Source organism: Salinicoccus cyprini (assembly GCF_007713705.1).
Taxonomy (GTDB): domain Bacteria; phylum Bacillota; class Bacilli; order Staphylococcales; family Salinicoccaceae; genus Salinicoccus; species Salinicoccus cyprini.
The window spans coordinates 214,840-235,775 of the sequence record NZ_VMSJ01000003.1; the positions used below are offsets into that span (position 1 = coordinate 214,840).

Sequence of the window (20,936 nt, forward strand, 5' to 3'; positions counted from 1 at the left end):
TTAATTTCAAAAAATATTACTTCTAATTTGTGATTGTATTACAGAAGAAACACTTCTTTGACATAGCCGCCTTCCCCTATCCCCCTACCGTCTCCACTGAGAAGAAGATTCAACCGCAATGATACCAACGATATGGCTTATGTTCACTTTTTATCAAAAGTATCCTTAATCCTTGCTGCTCCTCCATTTTAATGCGTTATGCATTGAACACTTAAAAATAAATTACTGATTATTACTACTTCTCCATAGCATTTCACTTCTTCTTTGATATAATGTAGTCATAAATGAATATTCACAATATTATATATGAACGGGGGATGTAGCATGAAGAAATATTTACTGCTTATTGTCATGTCGATACTACTGCTGAGCGCCTGTGGTGGTTTTCAGATTGGAGGCGGTTCTGAGGAGCCGGCTTCTACGGAGACCGACAATGCTTCAGGGGATACTGCTGACAGCGGCTCCGAAGCATCTGGAAGCGGAGAAAAGATTACACTTGATTTCTGGACTTTCTGGGGCTCAGAACAAAGACGCCCAATCGTCGATCAGATCATAGAGGACTTCAATAATTCCCAGGAGGAAATAGAAGTCCAGCATACTTACGTGCCTTGGGGAGACATCTGGACGAAGAACCTTGCGGCCATTGCTGCAGGAGATCCGCCCGATGTCATCATCAACGACATCAACACGGTGAAGCTGAGAGCCCAGGAAGGACAGATGGAGCCACTCACAGAATTCGTCGATGAAGAGGTGCAGAACCGCTTCTACGATCAGATGGCAGAAGCGACGATGGTCGACGGCGAAATGTATGCCCTGCCTTTCAACACCGACACGCAGATTCTTTTCTACAACAAGGATCTGTTCGAAGAGGCGGGACTTGATCCTGAAGACCCACCATCCACATGGGCAGAGATGGAAGAATATGCTGCTGCACTTGATGTGCAGGAAGGGGAAAGCTACGAAACCATCGGATTCTACCCGCTTATCGGCCCGGGTTCCGATCTATGGATGCTGAATGCCCTGGGTGAAAACTACATCGATGAGGAAGGCAATGTATCCATCGATACTGAGCCTGTCCACGATACATTCAACTGGATACTCGAACAGAAGAATAAATACGGCGAAAATACGATCACGTCCATCAATTCGCAGTTTGAAAATGCCCAGCAGGATCCATTCATGGCGGGCAATATCGCGATGATGGTACAGAATGCCAACTACTATGTACAACTCAGGGACTTCGGGCAGGATCTGAACTTCGGAGTGGCACCACTGCCTGAGAAGGAAGAAGGCAATGGCCATACATCATGGGGTGGCGGATTTGTAGCTGAAGTGCCGAGCGGCGCCAAAAATCCGGAAGCTTCCTACCAGTTCATCGAATTCCTGACAAACCATGATACACAGCTCTACTGGGCGGAAAACAACTTCGACCTTGTCGCAAACCAGGAAGCTGCCATGGCTGCAGCTGAAAGCGAAGAATTCAGCGAAGCCGGCCAGGAAGTCTATTCACTTATGGTCGAGAACATGGATAATACACTGCTGACACCACAGCCGCTCGTTGCACCGGATTACGCCAGCACCATCAACCCGACCTTCGAATCCATCATCAGTGAAGACACCACAGTCGAAGCAGGACTCGAAAAGGCGCAGTCCGACCTTGAACGCATAGTCGAAAACAACAGATAGGTGATTTCATGTATAAAAAGAAAGAGAATCTGTATGGGTACTTGTTCATACTGCCATGGATCATCGGTTTTGTGGGGCTGACACTCGGCCCCCTCCTTTTTTCTCTATATGGCAGTTTTACAAACTACAATGTAACCTCACAGATGGATTTTATCGGTTTCCAGAACTACAAGGAACTCTTCATGTATGACGACCTGTTCTGGACATCACTCTATAATACGATGTACTTCGTCATCTTCTCGGTTCCGCTGACTACAATGATCGCCATACTGATATCGACTCTGATGAACCAGAATATCCGTGGCATGAGGGTGTTCCGCACCATCTACTACCTGCCGGCCATACTGTCCGGTGTCGGTGTCTACCTGCTGTGGATGCAGCTGCTCGACCCGTCTACAGGACTGGTCAACCAGTTTCTCGGCCTATTCGGCATCGAAGGCCCAAACTGGCTGTTCGACCCCGAATGGTCTAAGCCGTCCCTTATCATCATGAAGCTCTGGAGTGCCGGTGGCAGCATGCTGCTGTATCTTGCCGCTATGCAGGGCGTATCAAAAGCACTCTATGAGGCGGCCATCATGGATGGCGCTTCCCGTGTGCAGATGTTCTTCAAGATTACGCTGCCCATGATCACACCGATCATCTTTTTCGATATCGTCACCAGCACAATCGGTGCTTTCCAGATATTCCAGGAAGCCTATGTAATGAGCTCCGACAACTCCGGCGCACCGCAGAACTCGCTCCTGTTCTACAATCTTTACATGTGGATCAACGCCTTCAACCTATTTGATATGGGATATGCGATGGCGATGTCGTGGATACTGTTCATCATCGTACTCGTCCTGACCATCATCAATTTCTGGTTGGCCAGACGCTGGGTGCACTATGAGGGGGAATGACTGAATGTACAACTCCAATAAGATGAAGTTCTGGAGATCTTTCAACTTCGTTCTTCTCATCGTCGGCAGCCTGTTCATGGTTGCACCGCTGTTCTGGATGGTTTCCATATCACTGAAGTCGATGGAGGAGATCTATCGCGGGGAATTCACTTTCATCCCCCAGGATATACATTTTTCGAACTTTGTCGACATATTCCAGGCGGCACCATTCCTGACCTATTTCGTCAATACTTCCGTCATTACCGTATTTGTGGTACTGGCCAATGTTTTCGTCAATGCCTTCATTGCGTACGGCTTTGCGAAAATAAGCTTCAAAGGCCGGGACAAACTGTTCATTCTTGTTCTGTCGACCATGATGCTGCCGGGATTCATTACACTGATTCCCCAATACGTCATATTCGCAAAACTGGGACTGGTGAACACATACTATCCATTGGTTCTGCCTTCATTCTTCGGCAGTGCGTTCAACATATTCCTGCTGCGTCAGTTCTTCAAAAGTGTACCGAACAGCATGATCGAAGCCGCCAGGATGGAAGGTGCCAACCACTTCCATATATTTTTCAAGATTGCCCTGCCGATGATCAAGCCGGCACTGTTTACAGTCGCAATATTCTCATTCAATGGCGTGTGGAACGACTTCCTCGGCCCACTGCTCTACTTGAATGACGAGTCACTGTATACACTGCAGCTCGGTCTGCAAGTATTCAAGGAGCAGTCGAGTACACAATGGAACTATCTGATGGCCGGTTCACTGCTCGTCCTTCTGCCTGTCATACTTCTGTTCTTCTTTTTCCAGAAGTATTTCATCCAGGGGTCGAACATACTCGGTCAGACGGAAGACAAATAGAACGCCCATGGGCGTTCTATTTTTTTGTTATACTGGAGGAAAAATGAGGAGATAGATCATGAAATCAATGAACCCGTTTCTGACGTTCCAAGGCCGTGCTGAAGAGGCGCTCGGCTACTACACTGAAACTTTCAAGGATGCAGAAGTGCTGCTGCTGCAGAAATACGATGCCGGTACGCCTGAACTTGAGGGCAAAGTGGTCCAGGGGGCCATAAGAATCCACGATCAGCTCATCAGAGTGATGGACAGCCAGGTGCCACAGGAGTCCACCTTCACACCGAGCATGTCATTCTTCATTGAATGCGAAACATTCCAGGAGATGGAAATGTACTATCGTAAGCTGAAAACCAGGGGTGCCATCCATATGCCGCTCGATGACTACGGATTCTCCAGGCAGTTCGCCTGGATACAGGACCAGTTCGGCGTCACATGGCAACTGAATCTATCCCAATAAAAAATGACCATCCCTCTTCTGTTTCAGGGATGGTCATTCATATGGGTTTTAGCCGAACATTCTTGCCAGGAAGGATTTTTTCGTTTTGGCTACTTTCTTCTTCTCGGAAAGATAGATGGAACTCTCAGCCATTCTCTTATACTCTGCCATGCGCAGGTCTGCAGAAGCACGATCTGTTGAAAACATTTTATTTCCCCCTAAATTTTTGTAATTTATTTCATTCATACTTTTATTAATATCGTTTAACTTAGGTTAAATATACCATCATAACGCGGTTTTATCAATTATCATGTGATATATTTACCAAAGTAAATCTATTGATAATTTTTAATAAATTTAATTAAAATATAAAATATATGTAGTATAATTTCAAAGTTATCTAAATGATGGAAAAATCATGCCAAAAAATGTATTGTTATACTCCATGTAACCGCTTTTTCTGTTTGTTCGTGCATGTTGTATTTGTTTTCTGAATACACACAATTATTGAGATACGATATAAAGTGAAAAAAGTCGTATTTTCGGATATTTTTACCGCTGTCCTGGCTGCATGTATTGTATACTGGATTCAAATACTATGAAGAATATGGAAAGGGGTAGAACGCATGTGGTGGATAGTGATGATTGTACTGATCGCTGTGGCGAGCGGTTTCGGCAGCGACTATATGAAGCATAAGCGGAAAATGGAACAGATCCGCGTCGATGTACTGAATAAGGAGATTGAACTCGAGCAGCTCAGGCAGGAGAACTATCTGCTTGAAAACCGGTCGATGCTCGAGGAGCTGGAGAAGATCAGAGCAGAAAATCGTCTATCCTATGAGAAGGATGAAAACAGACGCTGGCTGATCGAGGAGACAAAAACAAAAGAGAATTGAATGATCAATCCTCTTTGTATTCCATATCAACATGGGGGATGCCATCTTCAAGATGTACATCGGAAGTTGTTTTGAAGCCGAATGACTGATAGAACTTCTCGAGATGGGCCTGTCCGTGCAGGTAGATCCGTTCGCCCTGATGATTTTTATGTACAAAGTCCATTGCCTTGTGCATCAGTTCCTGGCCGAGCCCCTCTTTGCGGCGGTCCTGCCTGACGATGACCCGCCCGATGGATACAGGGTTTTCATGTACGATTCTGAGATAGGCGATGATGCCGGTCTGATCCGTCTTATAGATATGGGTGCAGTGTGCATCCTTGCCATCGATTTCCTGATAGGGACACTCCTGCTCCACTACAAACACCGCCACCCTCAGCCTGTATATCTCTTCCAGCGTGCGGGTGTCGAGTGCTTCAAACTTTTTTACATGCCACATTCGAATGCCTCCTATTTCGGATTTATTCAAATAATACCATAAAAGACCGATGCGTGAGCATCGGTCCTTTGTATATTCTATGCAAATTGTGCGTCAAGCTCACGTGCACTTTCACGTACAGTTTCAAGGCCTTCTTCGATGATTCTTGCCGCTTCCTGTGGCATTGCATTATGCCCTTCAATAACGACTTCATTAAATATTTCCATTCCGAATACGCCACCGAAGACGGCTTTCATGTAGTTGCTGGACATATCCATGCCGCTCGCTTCAGGTGTGCTGTAGACGCCACCGCGCGCGTTCAACAGGATGATCTTCTTGTCCGTCATGAGCTGTGCCATGGAACCATCCGCATTGTATTTGAATGTGAATCCTGCAGAGTATACATAGTCGATGAACGTCTGGAGACGCGCAGGGATCGTCAGATTCCACAGTGGGAATGCAAATACGATGACATCCGCTTTTTCGAATGCGTCCATCGCTTTCTGTTTTGCATCCATCAGACGCTGCTCGCAAGCATCCAATGCTTCTTCGTTCTGGATTTTGCCCAGAGCGCTGAACAGTTCGTGACCGATATATGGCATATCTTCTGCAAATACATCGTATGTTTCAATATTGAGGTTTTTATTGTCTTCTGCACCTTCCATGAATGCATCATACATTTTTGTTGAGATGCCATCAGGACGATTGTTCGCTTTGACTACAAGTACGTTCTTCATTTATATTGCCTCCAAAAGTGTGTGGTTTGATATCATGCATTTCATATGATAACAAAAAGTAATCAGGTTGTAAATAAAAAATGATTGTGTCCACCACTTTATTTCCAATTGAAGATAATATGCTTCTACAGCGGAAGATTGTTTTTATTTTTCAGTATGGCGACACTCAGAATATGCGGAATCCTGTGCCTATCATCCGGAAACTGTTCTTCCAGATAGGCTCTGATCTTGTTCAGCGTGCTCGTCCTCTGCTTTTCCTTGAAGGCGGCGATCCAGGAGACGGAGGACAGGCGTCCGAGCCATTCTTCATTCGTGAAGCGGACATCGTAATCCATCTTGTACATATCCATCAGATCGAACTTGGCATGCTTCCATTCATCGAACCATTCGACAGGGAAACTGTTGATCATCTGGGTGGCGAGCTCCTTCGTTCCTGCCGCACGAATCTGCTTGTCCGGCGAGTAGGACTGGATGATCTTCATCGACTCCTTGACTATTTTGGAGGCGGAAGTGAAGCCTGAATCAATAATGATGAGGTATCCACCGGGTTTCAGAATCCGCCGGACTTCCTCAATCGTTGCTTCGCGGTCGAACCAGTGCCATGCACGCATCACCGTGACAATATCGTAGCTGTTTGCAGGCAAGCCGGTTTTTTCGGCGTAGTTCTGTGTGAAGTTGATCCTCTGGTCACTGCCGATATGCTGCCTGCCGACTTCGATGAGTTCCGGTGATGGCTCGATGGCATCCACAATGGCACCTTTATCACTCAGCATTTTGCTGAGCAGGCCAGGTCCGGCCCCGAGATCCGCCACTTTGCTGCCGGTGACTTCAACACCCCGCTTCTCCAGTTCCCTTATCAGATTTTCAGGAATATCATTACGGAACTTCACGTACTCCTTCGCAACATTGCCAAAATCTACATTCATTTTAACTTCCTCCATAGGGATGATTTGTCTTTTAGTGCAATTATTCATGAAACAGGTTCTTTAAATGGGATTATCCGTCACCTTGTAAGGGTAAACCTCAATAAAGGAGAGTGGATATTGATATGACTAGATCCGTATTATTAATAGTGACCAACCACGGTACGATCAATGGTGACGAAAACAGGCCGACTGGGCTATGGCTCGGTGAGGCTGCAGAGCCCTATCATGTTTTCCAGAGCGCCGGCTTCAAAGTGGATATCGCATCACCGAAAGGCGGTTCCGTGCCGCTTGATCCAAACTCTTTAGGTGACGATGAAGACAAGAACAATGATGTAATCAGACTGCTGCAAACTACGAAACGTGTCAAAGACATGGTGTACGAAAGGTACGATGCAGTATTCTTTGCCGGCGGCCACGGGACGATGTACGACTTTCCGGGACAGCCGGATATCCAGAATATCATCGCCTTCTTCAAGGATGACGGTCGAGTAATATCTGCAGTGTGCCACGGACCGGCAGCATTTGTCGATGCCAAGACGAAAGATGGCAAATATGTCGTGGACGGCATCAAACTGACCGGTTTTACCAATGCGGAAGAAAAAGCGATGGAACTGCTGGATGATATGCCGTTTGCCCTCCAGTCCAAACTGGAATCCCACGGTGCAGGCTTCGTCGTCGGGGAATCGATGGAAGAGCACGTGGTCACAGATGGCAATTTCATTACCGGACAGAACCCTGCCTCAGCCGAAGCGGCAGCCAGGGCAGTCGTCAATAGATTACAGTAGGTGACTCCCCTGCCCCGGCATTATGTCGGGGTTTTTTTATGTCTCAAAATGAATGATAACATCTTTCCACAAAAAAGAGCATCCCAAGGATGCTCTTTTTGTGCCATTCTATCGATTATTCATGACCCTCTTCATTTCCTGCATTTTACCTACGTGCATCGCTTCATGCATGATTGTGAAACCGAACATCTCCTCCTGCGTTGTCATTCCCATGAATTCTTCTGGAAGTTCCTGCTGGATTGCCTCCTCTTCCACATCTTCAAGACGTGAAGGCTGTCCTTTCAGAAGTGCTTCGATTTCATCGATTGCCGGTGTCTCATCGTCGTAGTCATCAGGGCTTGTACCATACCCGAAGTATTTGACATACCTCTGGTATGTTTCATCGTTCTTGTCTGTCAGTTCTTGCGTCACCTGTTCCATCATGGTTGCTGCATGACCAAGCTGCCAGTGGAGACTGTTAGGAAATTCTGCAGCCACTGCGTGGAAATCTTCAGTTTCTACTCCTTCAAATATGGACAGTGTCCATTGCCTTACTTTCCCAAGTTCGAATAGCAATAATTCTCTACTCATCATCATTCTCCTCTTCTATAGGTGTATATTGCTTGTTTACCCTGAATGAACGATTTTATTCATCCAGTCACATTCTAGCATTATGATATAATTCGGATAGCATCGGATGCCTATCGGCATCCATATAAAATGATAGTGGAGGATTTCCTATGACACGTTTCCTGCTTAACCTGGTACTGATGGGCATCATCGCGCTCGCCATCTACTGGCTGATCATGACATTTGCACCTGCACTTGCAGGCTATGCCATTCCCCTGTCCCTGCTGCTCGGCATCACGCTCGGCTTTTTCATCTATATCACGATAGATAACCGGATTGGATGATCTCCCAAATAAATACCTTGCTTATTTCGATAATCGGAATATAATAGTAATATTGATTTTAAAGAAATAGAGGTATTTTATGGAAACAAATGAAAGATCCAAACCGGATTACCGCCTTATATTCATACTGCTCTCAGGGGCTTTCGTCGCCCTGTTGTCCAATACGTTTCTGAATGTTGCCCTGCCGTCCATAAAGGATGATTTCGGTGTGACAACATCCACAGTGCAGTGGGTTTCCACAGCCTACATGCTTGTCAGCGGCATCGTCATTCCAACGACCGCATTCCTGATGCAGCGTTTCAGCGCCAGAAAGCTGTTCCTTCTGGCCATGCTGCTCTTTTTGACCGGCTCACTGGTTGCCGGTTTCTCGCCGACGTTCATCGTTCTGATCATCGGCCGGATGGTCCAGGCCTCAGGCTCGGCTATTCTGATGCCGCTATTGATGAATGTCATGATCACCAGCTTCCCGCCAGCACAAAGAGGCACAGCAATGGGGCTCTTCAGTCTCGTCATGTTCTTTGCACCGGCAATCGGACCGACACTGTCAGGCTTCGTAGTCCAAAACTACTCCTGGCATATCCTGTTCTTCATGATGGTCCCGGTGCTTCTCATCGTCCTTGGCATCGGATGGTTCAAACTGCCTGAAACGGATACGAACTACAGTACAAAACTCGATATTCCATCCGTCATCCTGTCCACAATCGGGTTCGGCGGCATACTATACGGCTTCAGTGCAGCAGGTAACAGCGGCTGGCTCAGAGCAGATGTTCTGACTGCGCTTGTCGTCGGATTCATCGGTGTCTTCTTCTACATCAGAAAACAGACGCGCATGAGCGACCCGATGCTGAACTTCTCGGTCTACAAGTTCCCGATGTTTACGCTGTCCTCCCTGATCATTGGTGTCACCAACATGGCTCTCTTCTCCGGTATGATCCTGATGCCGATATATCTTCAGGACATTCAGGGCATATCGCCACTCGAAACAGGACTGCTGCTTCTGCCAGGTGCACTGATCATGGGACTCATGAGTCCTGTATCCGGCAAGCTGTTCGATATGTTCGGTCCAAAACGACTCGCCATATTCGGCCTGTTCCTGGCTGCATCTACAACGTTCTTCTTCAGCCAGCTCACTTTCGATACAAGCTACGGATTTCTGATCATGCTGTATTCGATCCGTGCATTCGGTCTGACACTCGTACTCACGCCTGTAATGACAAACGGTATGAACCAGCTGACACCGAAACTCACGCCGCACGGTTCATCCATCAACAGCATGCTGAACCAGGTATCCGGCGCCATCGGTACAGCACTTCTGATCACCATCATGCAGAACAGGATGAATGCAGTGCTGAGTGGTGCAGATGCACCCGACCTTGCGGTGACCAACCAGGCGATGCTCTCAGGCATCAACCTTGCCTTCCTGATCGCCACACTGCTGCTCACCGCCGCCATGCTACTTGCGTTCCTTCTTAAACGTGTATCCACCGATGATATCGCAACGGATACTGTCACAAAAACAAGACCGATTACAGCAGAAGAGAAATAAAAATAAAGACATCCACTCTGATATTTTTCAGAGTGGATGTCTTTTCTAGTTCTGTGACGTTGGTTTTCTTAAGGCAAACGACAGCAGCAGACCGATCAGTGAAATGATGGCTGCAACAAGGAATGCCGTATTGACACCTTCTATCATGCCTTCGAGTCCAGCTGTAGGATCTCCGGTATGGGTCATGATGGAGACGAGCAGCGCAGTACCGACTGCACCTGCAATCTGCCGCATCGTATTATTCATCGCAGTACCGTGCGGTACCATCTGCGGTGTGAGCTGGTTCAGACCGGCTGTTGTCACCGGCATCATCACCATCGCCACGCCGAGCATTCTGAACACATTGACTACAGCTAGATACGTGAATGTGGTCTCGGCCGTGATCATCGTAAACAGGAACGTTGAAACAGTGACCAGAAACAGGCCGATGATGGCGAGCCACCTTGCACCGAATTTGTCAAAGAGCCTGCCGGTGACCGGACTCATGGAGCCCATGACCAATGCACCCGGCAGCAGCATCAGACCGGATTCGAATGCACTGAATCCCATCATATCCTGCATCAGGATAGGCAGGATCACTGCACCGCCGATCATGGACATGAACACGACCATGCCGAGTGCTGTTGAAATCGCAAATATCTTATCCTTGAACACTCTGAATTCGAGAATCGGCTGTTCAAGTCTGTTCTGGCGTCTGATGAAGAGGAACAGTGTCAATGCACCGAATAGGAGCGAAGCCATTACCGGTGCGCTCAGCCAACCACTGCTGCCAGCAGCGCTGAAACCGTAGAGCAGACCCCCAAAACCGAAAGTGGACAGGATGATGGATGGGATGTCGAGCTTCGGATTCGTCTTCTCAGTGACATTTTTCAGAATGTAGTACGCAACGATCAGATCGATCACTACGATTGGAATGATGATGAAGAAAAGCCCTCTCCATGGGTAGCTCTCTACAAACCAGCCGGAAAGTGTCGGACCGATTGCAGGCGCGAATCCGATCACAAGACCGAATATTCCCATTGCCGTACCGCGTTTTTCTATCGGATAGACAAGGAAGATGATCGTCTGCATCAGCGGCATGATGATGCCGGCACCAGAAGCTTGCAAAATTCTTCCACCAAGCAGTAGCGGGAAGTTCGGGGCAAAACCACAGACAAGCGTGCCTGCGCCGAACAGCCCCATTGCTGTGAAGAACAGCGTCCGTGTCGAGAACTTTCCAATCAGAAACGCGGTAATTGGAATCATGATGCCGTTGACCAGCATGAAAACGGACTGGAGCCACTGTGCAACGTCCGCGTTGATTTCCAGGTCTTCCATGATCGGAGGAATTGCTGTAGACAGAAGCGTCTGGTTAAGTATGGCAGCAAATGCGCCGGAAACAAGGACAGCCATCAGCGGGAGTCGATTGAACTCCGCCTGAGACTGCTGTTCATTGGATGACATAGAAATCCTTCTTTCATTAATTAAGCAATACAGTATTTGATTGTCCAAAGACAACATTATAAATGTTGCCTGATTCGGAAACAAATATCAACTAATCTACTCAGCAGCAATCCGACTGATTTCAGTAATCACATTGACTGCTTTCTCCATATTATCTACGGACACGTACTCGAACTTGCCATGGAAATTTTCACCGCCGGTGAAGATATTCGGTGTCGGCAGCCCTTTATAGGACAGCTGGGAGCCGTCCGTGCCGCCTCTGACCGGTTGGATGACCGGCGTGATATCGAGTTTCTCCATCGCCTGTTTGGCGTACTCGACTATTTCCATGCGCGGTTCGATCTTATCACGCATGTTGTAGTACTGGTCGGACATATCCAGAACAACACGCGCCTCGCCGTACTGGGATTTGAGCGCATCGACATGGGCCTCGACCTCCTGCTTGCGGGCTTCAAACTCATCTTTGTCGAAATCACGGATGATGAAGTTGACTTCCGTCTTCTCGACATCCCCTTTGATGCTGGTCAGATGGAAGAACCCTTCATACCCTTCCGTATGCTCCGGTGTATCTTCCGCATCGAACATGGTGATGAAATCAGCCGCCATACGTCCGGCATTCACCATCTTGTTCTTTGCCGTACCCGGATGGACACTGTTGCCGATGAACGTCACTTTGGCAGCTGCAGCATTGAAGCTTTCATACTGCAGTTCACCGAGTGGCCCGCCATCCACTGTATAGGCGAAATCCGCCCCGAAACGATCCACATCGAAATGATGCGGTCCACGTCCGATCTCCTCATCCGGTGTGAAGGCGACCCTGATCTTGCCATGCCTGATGTCTTCGTTATTGATCAGGTACTCCATCGCAGTCATGATTTCAGCGATGCCGGCCTTGTTGTCGGCACCAAGCAGTGTCGTACCGTCGGTCGTCATCAGTGTGTGGCCTTTGTAGTTTTCAAGCTCCGGGAACTGGTCCGGGGAAAGGACAACATTGAGGGCATCGTTCAATACAATGTCCCCGCCCGCGTATTCCACTACTTGCGGATTGACACCGGCACCAGTAAAGTCTGTCGCTGTATCCACGTGGGCAAGAAATCCGATAACCGGTGCATTGTCGGTATTCGCCGGCAATGTCGCCATGAGGTAGCCGTTATCATCCACTTCCACTTCCTCCATGCCGATCTCCTTCAGTTCCTGAGCGAGCAGGTTGATCAGATCCCACTGCTTGTATGTAGAGGGCACCGAGTTGCCTGAAACATCAGACTGTGTATCGATTTTTGCGTATCTTGAAAGTCTTTCAATCAGTTTGTTGCGCATGTTTCCATCTCCTATGCTTTTATTTTATTCTATCATACCATTCGGAACTTTATTTCGATGGAACCTTCCACTGAGTGTTAAAATGAAACCATCAAATGCTTGGAGGAATGACATGGAACTTGGAATCAGTACATTTGCAGAAACATTGCCGGATCCGCATACAGGAGAGACGATTTCACATGCCGAAAGGCTGCGCGACATCATTGAAGAGATTGAACTGGCAGATCAGGTCGGACTTGATGTATACGCCGTCGGGGAGCATCACCGTGCAGATTATGCTGTCTCCGCTCCGGAAGTTGTGCTCGCAGCGGGTGCGGCCCGTACAGAGAACATACGATTATCCAGTGCTGTCACTGTCCTGTCTTCAGATGACCCTGTCAGAGTGCACGAACGGTTCGCCATGCTGGACGGCATTTCCCGGGGGCGCGCAGAAATCATGGCGGGCAGAGGCTCCTTTATCGAATCCTTCCAGCTGTTCGGATACAGCCTGAACGACTATGACGCACTGTTTGAGGAAAAATTGGACTTGCTGCTCAAGCTGCAAAAAGGCGGTCCGGTCCAATGGAACGGCAACCACCGCGCACCGATGAACGGACTTGAAGTATTTCCGAGACCTGAGCAGGACCAGATTCCCATCTGGATTGCGAGCGGTGGCACACCAGACTCCACAGTAAGAGCCGGCAAGCTCGGCCTGCCGCTGGCGCTGGCCATCATCGGTGGCAGTCCGCAGAATTTTGCACCATTGGTCGAATTGTATAAACAGACTGCGGCCCAGGCCGGCCACAAGATTGAAACACTCGGCATCGCCTCCCACAGTCACGGCTTTGTTTGGGATACGGACGAAGAAGCGGCAGACCTCTTCTTCCCTTCCACAGAGCAGGGCATGAACAGGATCGGTGCCGAGCGTGGCTGGGGCAACTACACGAGACGCAGCTTCGATATCGCAAAGTCCCCTAAAGGCGCCCTCTACTGCGGCAGCCCTGAAACTGTCGCCCGAAAGATCATCGACCTGCGTAAAAATGTCGGCATCAGACGCTTTCTCCTCCATACGCCGCTCGGTACAATGCCGCATGACCAGGTCATGAAGTCCATCCGCCTCTTCGGAGAGCAGGTGGCACCCATCGTCAGAGAAGAGATTGCACGGTGGGAAGGCAAATAACGCATTCATCCCCCTCGGACCGAGGGGGATGTTTTCAGATCATCTTCTTTAGATCAAATCCATATATCAGTTCTGTGTGCTTAAACTGGCCGATTTCTATCTCTTCCTGGCCGATCTTCTGTCCACCCATTCTTTCGTAGAAGCGGCATGCCGGGTTTTCCGCCAGTACCGCAATGACCATTTTATCAAACCCGCGTTCGGCAAGATTGCCGGCGACCGCTTCAACCAGGCGTCTGCCGCCTCCCTGTCCCTGCACAGATTCATACAGATAGATGGCATACAGCTCACTGTCATACCCTTCGAAGTCTCCCGAGCGTTCCGTGCCGCCGATCGCAAAACCGACGACCTCGTCTGTCTCGTCTGCCAGAATAAAAATCGGGTTCTGCTCTACCGCCTGGCTCCAGACCCGCTCGCGGTCTGCGTACTTCAGGTTGTCAAGGTACGCCTCATCGACAATGCCGCGATACGTCGTACGCCAGCTGTCGACCTGCACTTTCGCAATGGCAGCAGCGTCCTCCCGGTCCGCTTTTTTCAATGTCAATTCCATATGTCCATCCCCTTCATGACTATTCTATGATAGATCGGTCTTCAGACTGCTCTGCAACTCATGACGCTCCAGTGACAGTGCAATCAGCCGGTCCAGCAGTTCGGCATAGCTGATGCCGGATGCTTCAAGCAGCTTCGGGTACATGCTGATGCTGGTGAATCCGGGCAGTGTGTTGATTTCATTGACGATGATCTCCCCGTCTTCCCGCAGGAAGACATCGACACGGGACATGCCTTCACAGTCGAGAATCCTGTAGGCATCCACTGCCGTCTTCTGGATGCGCGTACGGGTGTCATCATCGAGGCTGGCTGGAATCTCGAGCGCAGCACCGTTTTCGTCGATGTACTTCGACTCATAGGAATAGAAATCGGTATTTGCCACGATTTCACCAGGCACTGAGACGAAGGGATCTGCATTGCCGAGGACGGATACTTCGATCTCCCGTCCCCGGACTGCACTCTCGATCATCACTTTCGTATCGAACTGGAATGCCAGATCCAGCGCTTCCTGGAATGTCCGTGCATCCGTCACTTTGGAGACACCGACGGAAGACCCCTGGTTTACAGGCTTGATGAACATCGGCAGTCCAAGTTCCGACTCCACCAGACCATAGTCGATTTCCTCCTTCTCACTGTGCCGGCAAAGTACCCAGTCGGCTACGCGGATGCCTTCCATTTTCAGCAGCCGCTTCGTCATATCCTTGTCCATGCAGACGGCTGAACTTCTGACGTTGCAGCCGGCATAGGGAATGTTCATCATCTGGAGGACACCCTGGACGATTCCGTCCTCACCAGCAGTGCCGTGCAGAATCGGCAGTACAGCATCCAGTGCATGCTCGCCCCGCTCCGATATGAATTGGCGGGAAGGCAGTATGGACAGGCGGACGCTGTCCTTCCCATCTTCCAGCACTTCAATGCTTTCGGACTGGTCGGCAAGCAGCCACTCGCCTTTCTTCGATATGTAGATCAGACTGACCGTATAGCGGCTTTTGTCCAATGCATCCAGTACACTCTGAGCAGAGCGCAGTGAAACTTCGTGCTCCGTCGACTGTCCACCGTAGATGATACCTATATTCAACTTTTCCATACAAACACTCCTATGTCGCAATAACTTTCATCTCGCCTTTGACAGCTCGAATGTTACTCTGATTCTATCATAGAGGTGCCGTCACTTCTTCATTTTATATGCCGGGAGAACAAAATAACTGCAGCTGCATAAAATATATTGACAATTCGCACATCTATGTTAGGATTATAGACAATCTTAGATGAATTGAGTGATTGTTATGGAAACAAATTATATGATAGCTCAATTGAATAATTTTTTCTTCAGCTATTTTATATAGCGTCTATATTCCATCGTGGATATAGGCGAACTATATCGATGATGGCTGATTTGAATGGATAATTTCATTCCTGGCCATTTATGAAATCTAAATGGCTGGGATTTTTATTTTTGGACCATTTGGGTTTCTCTTGTGCCGGGAGCGATCTGAATGGTCTTTTAATTTATTTATGGGAGTGGTTATGATGCTGATAGGATATCAAGGTGTGGAAGGTTCTTATAGTGAAGTTGCCTGCAGGACATTTGCCGAAGGCGGGTCCTATGCAATGAAGGGGCACGCCACGTTCAAAATACTGGTGGATGCGCTCGTCCGGGATGAAATCGACTATATTGCCCTGCCTGTGGAAAATTCGACGAGTGGGCCGATTACACGGACGATCGACTTGATGAAGTACCTCGAAGTAGACGCTGTGGAGGAGATATACGTCAAAATAGACCACGCACTGATCAGCAGAGAGCCGGTGGATATCAATACACTGACACGGGTCTACTCCCACCCGGAGGCACTGGAACAGTGCCACGCATACTTGAGCGGGTATCCCAACATAGAAGTGCATGAATATTCCGATACGGCCGAAGCCGTCAGAATGGTCCGGGATGCCGATGACCCGACCATTGCCGCTGTTGCCGGCAGCCATGCGGCCGAACTGTATGGCATGAATATCGTCCGTGAGAACATCAGTGACAATCCTTTCAATACGACACGCTTCCTGTTCTTCAGAAAAAGAGCGGCAGCAAGCCTTCGGGAAACGAACAAGACATCGCTCTACATCGAAACCGACCACAGTGCGGGCTCACTCAGTGAAATACTCAACATCTTCAAGAAACATGGCGTCAACCTGCTGAACCTGACATCCAGACCCATCCAGCACAAGCCTTTCTCATACGGCTTCTTCATCGATATTGAAGAAGGGACCGGGGATGCACTGGACCGGGCACTCGATGATGTGTCCCGGGTCAGCAGATATATCAATATTCTCGGCACGTACCAGAAGGGGAGGATCCCCTCGTATGAAAAAGTGATGGCCAATGAATAGAATCCGCCGGATTTCCGTGACGATTGCGTGTATAATTAAAAGCACTCAATAGGAAAGGGAATCCGTATGAACAACAATAATGCTCAGAAGCTCATCCTGATTTCAATTGCCGGTGCCCTGGCATTTGCGGCACTCGGCATCTTCTGGGGCATCCTTGCCGACAGCCAGATGATCCAGTTTGATGGATACTACTCCTTCATCAGTGTCCTGCTGTCCGTAATGTCGATGCTCGCGCTGCGGTTTATTGCCAAGGAGGATGAAAAACGGTTTCCGTTCGGCAAGGAGAGCTTCATCCCGCTGACCATTGTCATCAAGTATGTGGGTATTCTGATGCTCATCCTCATCTCCCTTGTCCAGGCCATAATCGCCCTTTTCACGGGCGGGAATGAGATGTCGATGAGTACAGGCATCATCTATGCACTCATTTCGACCGTCGGGTGCTACGGCGCCTACTTCTATTTTCGATCGAAAGGACTTGGCAATGAAATCATTGCAGCTGAAATGAACCAGTGGCGCATGGATGCGCTGCTCAGCGCCGGCGTCCTTGCAGGTTTCATTTTCGGATGGTTGCTGCGCTTCACACCACTCGATGCTTTTGTACCCTATGTCGATCCCGTAATGGTCATTGTCGTGGCCGGCTACTTCATCAAAGTGCCGCTGCTTGAAATGTACACCGCACTTCGGGAACTGCTCGAGATGGCACCCCGTCATCAGATCAGCGAGCGTGTTGAAGCGGAAGTGGCATCAGTCAGTCGAAGACATGCATTCGACGACTATGCACTCCGGCTGCAGAAGATGGGACCGAAGCTCTATATCGAGATCGAGTTCATCGTCGCCATGGACGAAGATCTGACCATCAGTGAGCAGGATATGATCCGTCATGAATTGAAAGACAGTCTGAATGAACTGCCGCTCGATCCATGGATCACTGTTGTCTTTACGCATGAACAGCAGAAATAAACACGATGCCTGGCAGGCATCGTGTTTTTTCGTGATCTATTTTCTGTATCTGATTCTGTAGTAGAGATAGTACAGGCTTGGCGTTGCGATCATCGACAGGATCGTGGAGAATGCGATTCCTGCGATGACGGTGACAGCCAGCGGCACGAACAGTGCATCACCGCCGAGGGCAACAGGCGTCAGTGCGATGATGCTTGTGATGGTTGTCAGCAGAATCGGCTTGAAGCGGGCGCGCCCGCTTTCATAGATGGCTTCATTGATATCGAATGCGTCGCTCTGCCTTCTTGCTTCAATGAAATCGAGTAGTACAATCGCATTTCTGACCACAATGCCGGACAGTGACACCATGCCCATGATGCCGAGGAAGCTGATCGGTGTCTGGGTGACAAACAGACCGATGATCCCCCCGCTGATGGCGAGGAAAATACTGAAGACAATGATCAGCGGCATGACGATGGAATTGAACTCGACTGCAATGACGAGGTAGACCAGTATGAGTATGATGCCGAACAGAATGCTGATTTCGATGAAGAAATCGGTCTGATCTGACGTTTCCCCGCCGATGATCATTTCGCTCGAATCCGGCAGTTCATCGCGGAATGACTCGATGGTTTCATTCGCTGCTGCTTCATCCTCCGCATAGACTTGCAGTTCCACCATCCTGTCTCCGTTTCTATGATGGATGTACTTCGGACTTTCAGTTTCCGATACTTCGACAAAGTCGGAGAGCGGATAGGTTTCCGGCTGCGCTCCTGTCATTCTGACAATCTCCGTGTTCTCGATTGTTGAGGCACCGGAATACTTGAGTGTCGTCTCCCGTGGTTCTCCATCTGCAATGATGCCCTGGATCGGTATGCCTGCTGAGAGCATGTTCAGTTCATTTTTCACCTGCGAGATGGAAATACCATTCTCTTCAAGAGCCTGATGATCGATCTGGTATGTGAGCGTTGGTATACTTTCACCCAGATTCGTCGTCACCAGTGCACCATCTTCTTCGAGCATGCTTTCCAGTTCGTTTGCCTGGGCGTTGAGCTGCTCGATATCCGGTTCATACAGTTCGACTGTAACCGGTGCACTTGCCGGTGGTCCCTGGACAATCGTCTCCATGAAAATGGTCGCTTCCGGGAAAGCTTCCCTGAGCGGCGCTTCGTACTGATCAATCGTTTCCGATGCGCTCTGCTTTGTCTTATCGATTTCGAGCGCAATCTGTGCAGTATTCGGCCCCGACTGGTCGAGTGATGCACCGAAAAGGTTCGGCAGCCCTGTACCCGTGAACAACGAAGATGCTTCGACATGCGGCATTTCATTTTTTATATGATCGAGTACAGCGTTGGCGTCCTCATGTGTCTGCCCGATGGTCTGGGATTCATCAAAGATCAGATCCACTGTCACTTCGGATCGGTCCGCTTCGGGGAAGAATTCAAACGGTGTAAAACGGATCAGTCCGAGCGACAGGGCACCGATGACCAGAACAGTAAGGAATGTGATCAGTGGCCGTCTGATGATGGCCGGCAGTACTTTATCCGCGTAGAAGTCCCCACCCCGCGTGAACAGGCGTCCAAGGAGCCCTGGATATTCAGGCACCTTCCTTTGCTTCAGCAAGTATCTGGCAGCCGGCACAAACGTCAGTGCCAGCACTGTCGATACGATCATCGTCGTAATCAGTATGCTCGGCAGTGCCTTGATGAACTCCCCATTGGCACCGGACAGGAGCAGAAGCGGTGAAAATGTAAAGACGATGGCAAGCGTCGACGAGATGACTGACGGCGCCACTTCCTTTACACCATTGTAGACGCCGTCCAAACGACCATCACCAAGCGTAAACCGCCTCTCGATATTGTCATTGACCACAATGGAATCGTCCACCAGAATACCGAGGGCGATGATCAGTCCGATGACGGAAATCTGGTTGAGGTCCACCCCGAACCATGGCACCGGAATCAGACCGATGACAACGGATAGGACCACCGTCGTCATCACGGTAACCGAACCGGATAGCGATAGGCCGAGTGATGTACTCAGAATGACTGCGATCAGAGCGATGGCGAGCGACATGTAGAGCCCCGTGAAGATGTCCTCCACATTCTCACGCTCGGAAGAGATGTTCGTTGCTTCGATGCCATCCGGCAGTCCGGAAATTCCCTCATCCATGACAGCTTCCACTTCCCGGGAGACAGAAGGTACATCTTCACCTGATGCCAGGAATACGGTAAACGAGACTGCCGGGCTGCCTTCATACTGGACGATATCTTCCGGGTCAGCCGGCTGCCTTTCAATTTCCGCCATTTCTGAAAGTGGTACGCTTTCTGATCCGACCCGCACCTGTTCAAGTACCGACATCGGCACTTCATCCTGGAAAGACAGGCGGATGATATCACCATCCGTTTTCTCCTGCCCAAGAATGACCGGATTCAGAGCACCTTCGATTTCGGTCAGAATCTGATTCGGGTTGAGATTGGCCTCGACCATCGCACTCCGGTCGAGCGCAATGACATAGGTCTCATCCGCATAGCCTTTGACGGTGACACCCTCGATGCCTTCCATCTGAAGCACATCTCTTTCGAGTGTTTCGAGGTCGCTTCTGATGTCATCAAGTGCTGCACGCTCATCTGCGTGGAACTGATAGCTCAGCAGTGGAAACCGGGTACCGATGGACCGGACTTCAGGTTCCGCGGCATTCTCAGGCAGCTCGCCCGACAGTCCACCTGCCAGGTTGTTGACGGCATTCACCACATCATTCGACTCGACTGCATCGGAAAGTTCAAGTGTCAGCACTGAAACGCCGTCCTGGGAGACGGATGATACACTATCCACTCCATCGACGCTGAAAATTTCGGCTTCCATGACCTCCGTTATATTCGTTTCGACATCCCGCTTATCAGCACCCGGCCATGCGGTCGTCACATTGATCAGGTTGACTTCAGTCTCCGGTATTTCCCGCTGATCGATGGTCAGAAATGTATAGACACCGAAAATCGCAACGGTGAAAATCAGAATGATGAACAGCAGACTGCGTCTGATGCTGGCTTCAAAAACTCTTCTCATAGGTTTTCCTCATCCCTGTATGTA

21 protein-coding genes are annotated in these 20,936 nt (G+C 49.2%); 11 read left to right on the forward strand and 10 right to left on the reverse strand.

Going from position 1 to position 20,936, the window contains the following annotated elements; translation table 11 throughout:
- Positions 1 to 324 precede the first annotated feature (324 nt).
- From FO441_RS08885 to FO441_RS08900, 4 genes are read left to right on the forward strand one after another with little or no spacing between them, the layout of a single operon-like run.
- Positions 325 to 1,686: an ABC transporter substrate-binding protein gene (locus FO441_RS08885; RefSeq protein WP_145288864.1), complete on the forward strand. Its 1,362-nt coding sequence runs from the start codon at positions 325 to 327 to the stop codon at positions 1,684 to 1,686.
- A gap of 8 nt (positions 1,687 to 1,694) precedes the next feature.
- The gene (locus FO441_RS08890; RefSeq protein WP_145288866.1) at positions 1,695 to 2,582 is read left to right on the forward strand and encodes a carbohydrate ABC transporter permease; all 888 of its coding nucleotides are present in this window, start codon (positions 1,695 to 1,697) and stop codon (positions 2,580 to 2,582) included.
- Between the two features lie 4 nt (positions 2,583 to 2,586).
- Positions 2,587 to 3,429 carry a carbohydrate ABC transporter permease gene (locus FO441_RS08895; RefSeq protein WP_145288869.1) on the forward strand — a complete coding sequence of 281 codons (843 nt, stop codon included), beginning with the start codon at positions 2,587 to 2,589 and terminating at the stop codon, positions 3,427 to 3,429.
- A gap of 58 nt (positions 3,430 to 3,487) precedes the next feature.
- Positions 3,488 to 3,883, forward strand: a complete 396-nt coding sequence (locus tag FO441_RS08900; RefSeq protein ID WP_145288872.1) for a VOC family protein — start codon at positions 3,488 to 3,490, stop codon at positions 3,881 to 3,883.
- A 48-nt stretch (positions 3,884 to 3,931) separates the two neighbouring features.
- On the opposite strand, the gene FO441_RS12610 is transcribed toward FO441_RS08900, so the two are convergent.
- Positions 3,932 to 4,069, reverse strand: a complete 138-nt coding sequence (locus FO441_RS12610; protein ID WP_186365524.1) for a hypothetical protein — start codon at positions 4,067 to 4,069, stop codon at positions 3,932 to 3,934.
- A 419-nt stretch (positions 4,070 to 4,488) separates the two neighbouring features.
- Between FO441_RS12610 and FO441_RS08905 the strand changes: the two genes are divergently transcribed.
- On the forward strand, positions 4,489 to 4,758 hold the full coding sequence (locus FO441_RS08905) for a hypothetical protein (protein ID WP_145288875.1): 270 nt from the start codon (positions 4,489 to 4,491) through the stop codon (positions 4,756 to 4,758).
- 4 nt (positions 4,759 to 4,762) lie between these two features.
- On the opposite strand, the gene FO441_RS08910 is transcribed toward FO441_RS08905, so the two are convergent.
- The 3 genes from FO441_RS08910 to FO441_RS08920 all read right to left on the reverse strand — a co-directional run bounded on the left by FO441_RS08910 (position 4,763) and on the right by FO441_RS08920 (position 6,836).
- The gene (locus FO441_RS08910; RefSeq protein WP_145288878.1) at positions 4,763 to 5,194 is read right to left on the reverse strand and encodes a GNAT family N-acetyltransferase; all 432 of its coding nucleotides are present in this window, start codon (positions 5,192 to 5,194) and stop codon (positions 4,763 to 4,765) included.
- 77 nt (positions 5,195 to 5,271) lie between these two features.
- Complete coding sequence (locus tag FO441_RS08915; RefSeq protein WP_145288881.1) at positions 5,272 to 5,910, reverse strand: FMN-dependent NADH-azoreductase; 639 nt, start codon at positions 5,908 to 5,910, stop codon at positions 5,272 to 5,274.
- 125 nt (positions 5,911 to 6,035) lie between these two features.
- Positions 6,036 to 6,836 carry a class I SAM-dependent methyltransferase gene (locus tag FO441_RS08920; protein ID WP_145288883.1) on the reverse strand — a complete coding sequence of 267 codons (801 nt, stop codon included), beginning with the start codon at positions 6,834 to 6,836 and terminating at the stop codon, positions 6,036 to 6,038.
- Between the two features lie 122 nt (positions 6,837 to 6,958).
- On the opposite strand from FO441_RS08920, the gene FO441_RS08925 reads away from it, so the two are divergent.
- Positions 6,959 to 7,621: a type 1 glutamine amidotransferase domain-containing protein gene (locus FO441_RS08925; protein ID WP_145288886.1), complete on the forward strand. Its 663-nt coding sequence runs from the start codon at positions 6,959 to 6,961 to the stop codon at positions 7,619 to 7,621.
- Between the two features lie 108 nt (positions 7,622 to 7,729).
- Here the strand turns inward: FO441_RS08925 and FO441_RS08930 are convergent, their stop codons facing one another.
- Entirely contained in the window at positions 7,730 to 8,191 is a 462-nt protein-coding gene (locus FO441_RS08930) for a DinB family protein (protein WP_145288888.1), read from the reverse strand.
- Positions 8,192 to 8,340: 149 nt separating this feature from the next.
- On the opposite strand from FO441_RS08930, the gene FO441_RS12615 reads away from it, so the two are divergent.
- Both FO441_RS12615 and FO441_RS08935 read left to right on the forward strand, forming a co-directional pair.
- Positions 8,341 to 8,514 carry a hypothetical protein gene (locus tag FO441_RS12615; RefSeq protein WP_186365525.1) on the forward strand — a complete coding sequence of 58 codons (174 nt, stop codon included), beginning with the start codon at positions 8,341 to 8,343 and terminating at the stop codon, positions 8,512 to 8,514.
- Positions 8,515 to 8,593: 79 nt separating this feature from the next.
- A complete protein-coding gene (locus FO441_RS08935) occupies positions 8,594 to 10,060 on the forward strand; it encodes a DHA2 family efflux MFS transporter permease subunit (RefSeq protein ID WP_145288891.1) in 1,467 nt (488 codons plus the stop codon).
- Positions 10,061 to 10,105: 45 nt separating this feature from the next.
- On the opposite strand, the gene FO441_RS08940 is transcribed toward FO441_RS08935, so the two are convergent.
- Together FO441_RS08940 and pepT are read right to left on the reverse strand one after the other, a co-directional pair.
- Positions 10,106 to 11,503: an MDR family MFS transporter gene (locus tag FO441_RS08940; protein ID WP_145288895.1), complete on the reverse strand. Its 1,398-nt coding sequence runs from the start codon at positions 11,501 to 11,503 to the stop codon at positions 10,106 to 10,108.
- Between the two features lie 96 nt (positions 11,504 to 11,599).
- Positions 11,600 to 12,820, reverse strand: a complete 1,221-nt coding sequence (pepT, locus tag FO441_RS08945; protein WP_145288898.1) for a peptidase T — start codon at positions 12,818 to 12,820, stop codon at positions 11,600 to 11,602.
- Positions 12,821 to 12,932: 112 nt separating this feature from the next.
- On the opposite strand from pepT, the gene FO441_RS08950 reads away from it, so the two are divergent.
- On the forward strand, positions 12,933 to 13,979 hold the full coding sequence (locus FO441_RS08950; protein WP_145288901.1) for an LLM class flavin-dependent oxidoreductase: 1,047 nt from the start codon (positions 12,933 to 12,935) through the stop codon (positions 13,977 to 13,979).
- 34 nt (positions 13,980 to 14,013) lie between these two features.
- On the opposite strand, the gene FO441_RS08955 is transcribed toward FO441_RS08950, so the two are convergent.
- Both FO441_RS08955 and ddlA read right to left on the reverse strand, forming a co-directional pair.
- Positions 14,014 to 14,526 (reverse strand): GNAT family N-acetyltransferase, encoded by a 513-nt coding sequence (locus FO441_RS08955; RefSeq protein ID WP_145288904.1) that lies wholly within the window; start codon positions 14,524 to 14,526, stop codon positions 14,014 to 14,016.
- A 24-nt stretch (positions 14,527 to 14,550) separates the two neighbouring features.
- On the reverse strand, positions 14,551 to 15,612 hold the full coding sequence (ddlA, locus tag FO441_RS08960) for a D-alanine--D-alanine ligase (protein WP_145288907.1): 1,062 nt from the start codon (positions 15,610 to 15,612) through the stop codon (positions 14,551 to 14,553).
- A gap of 443 nt (positions 15,613 to 16,055) precedes the next feature.
- Here ddlA and FO441_RS08965 point away from each other — a divergent pair, with 443 nt between their 5' ends.
- Complete coding sequence (locus FO441_RS08965) at positions 16,056 to 16,907, forward strand: prephenate dehydratase (RefSeq protein ID WP_145288910.1); 852 nt, start codon at positions 16,056 to 16,058, stop codon at positions 16,905 to 16,907.
- A gap of 66 nt (positions 16,908 to 16,973) precedes the next feature.
- Positions 16,974 to 17,867: a cation diffusion facilitator family transporter gene (locus tag FO441_RS08970; RefSeq protein WP_145288913.1), complete on the forward strand. Its 894-nt coding sequence runs from the start codon at positions 16,974 to 16,976 to the stop codon at positions 17,865 to 17,867.
- 36 nt (positions 17,868 to 17,903) lie between these two features.
- Here the strand turns inward: FO441_RS08970 and FO441_RS08975 are convergent, their stop codons facing one another.
- A complete protein-coding gene (locus tag FO441_RS08975; protein ID WP_145288917.1) occupies positions 17,904 to 20,912 on the reverse strand; it encodes an efflux RND transporter permease subunit in 3,009 nt (1,002 codons plus the stop codon).
- Positions 20,913 to 20,936 lie beyond the last annotated feature (24 nt).

Excerpts from the sequence above, each read along its gene's own strand:
- FO441_RS08885 (WP_145288864.1), top strand. The coding sequence starts at position 325 with ATGAAGAAATATTTACTGCTTATTGTCATGTCGATACTACTGCTGAGC.
- FO441_RS08970 (WP_145288913.1), top strand. The coding sequence starts at position 16,974 with ATGAACAACAATAATGCTCAGAAGCTCATCCTGATTTCAATTGCCGGT.
- FO441_RS08895 (WP_145288869.1), top strand. The coding sequence starts at position 2,587 with ATGTACAACTCCAATAAGATGAAGTTCTGGAGATCTTTCAACTTCGTT.
- FO441_RS08935 (WP_145288891.1), top strand. The coding sequence starts at position 8,594 with ATGGAAACAAATGAAAGATCCAAACCGGATTACCGCCTTATATTCATA.
- FO441_RS08905 (WP_145288875.1), top strand. The coding sequence starts at position 4,489 with ATGTGGTGGATAGTGATGATTGTACTGATCGCTGTGGCGAGCGGTTTC.
- ddlA (WP_145288907.1), bottom strand. The coding sequence starts at position 15,612 with ATGGAAAAGTTGAATATAGGTATCATCTACGGTGGACAGTCGACGGAG.
- FO441_RS08965 (WP_145288910.1), top strand. The coding sequence starts at position 16,056 with ATGCTGATAGGATATCAAGGTGTGGAAGGTTCTTATAGTGAAGTTGCC.
- FO441_RS08925 (WP_145288886.1), top strand. The coding sequence starts at position 6,959 with ATGACTAGATCCGTATTATTAATAGTGACCAACCACGGTACGATCAAT.
- FO441_RS12610 (WP_186365524.1), bottom strand. The coding sequence starts at position 4,069 with ATGTTTTCAACAGATCGTGCTTCTGCAGACCTGCGCATGGCAGAGTAT.
- FO441_RS08975 (WP_145288917.1), bottom strand. The coding sequence starts at position 20,912 with ATGAGAAGAGTTTTTGAAGCCAGCATCAGACGCAGTCTGCTGTTCATC.
- FO441_RS08950 (WP_145288901.1), top strand. The coding sequence starts at position 12,933 with ATGGAACTTGGAATCAGTACATTTGCAGAAACATTGCCGGATCCGCAT.
- FO441_RS08910 (WP_145288878.1), bottom strand. The coding sequence starts at position 5,194 with ATGTGGCATGTAAAAAAGTTTGAAGCACTCGACACCCGCACGCTGGAA.
- FO441_RS08955 (WP_145288904.1), bottom strand. The coding sequence starts at position 14,526 with ATGGAATTGACATTGAAAAAAGCGGACCGGGAGGACGCTGCTGCCATT.
- FO441_RS12615 (WP_186365525.1), top strand. The coding sequence starts at position 8,341 with ATGACACGTTTCCTGCTTAACCTGGTACTGATGGGCATCATCGCGCTC.
- FO441_RS08930 (WP_145288888.1), bottom strand. The coding sequence starts at position 8,191 with ATGAGTAGAGAATTATTGCTATTCGAACTTGGGAAAGTAAGGCAATGG.
- FO441_RS08940 (WP_145288895.1), bottom strand. The coding sequence starts at position 11,503 with ATGTCATCCAATGAACAGCAGTCTCAGGCGGAGTTCAATCGACTCCCG.
- pepT (WP_145288898.1), bottom strand. The coding sequence starts at position 12,820 with ATGCGCAACAAACTGATTGAAAGACTTTCAAGATACGCAAAAATCGAT.
- FO441_RS08890 (WP_145288866.1), top strand. The coding sequence starts at position 1,695 with ATGTATAAAAAGAAAGAGAATCTGTATGGGTACTTGTTCATACTGCCA.
- FO441_RS08920 (WP_145288883.1), bottom strand. The coding sequence starts at position 6,836 with ATGAATGTAGATTTTGGCAATGTTGCGAAGGAGTACGTGAAGTTCCGT.
- FO441_RS08915 (WP_145288881.1), bottom strand. The coding sequence starts at position 5,910 with ATGAAGAACGTACTTGTAGTCAAAGCGAACAATCGTCCTGATGGCATC.
- FO441_RS08900 (WP_145288872.1), top strand. The coding sequence starts at position 3,488 with ATGAAATCAATGAACCCGTTTCTGACGTTCCAAGGCCGTGCTGAAGAG.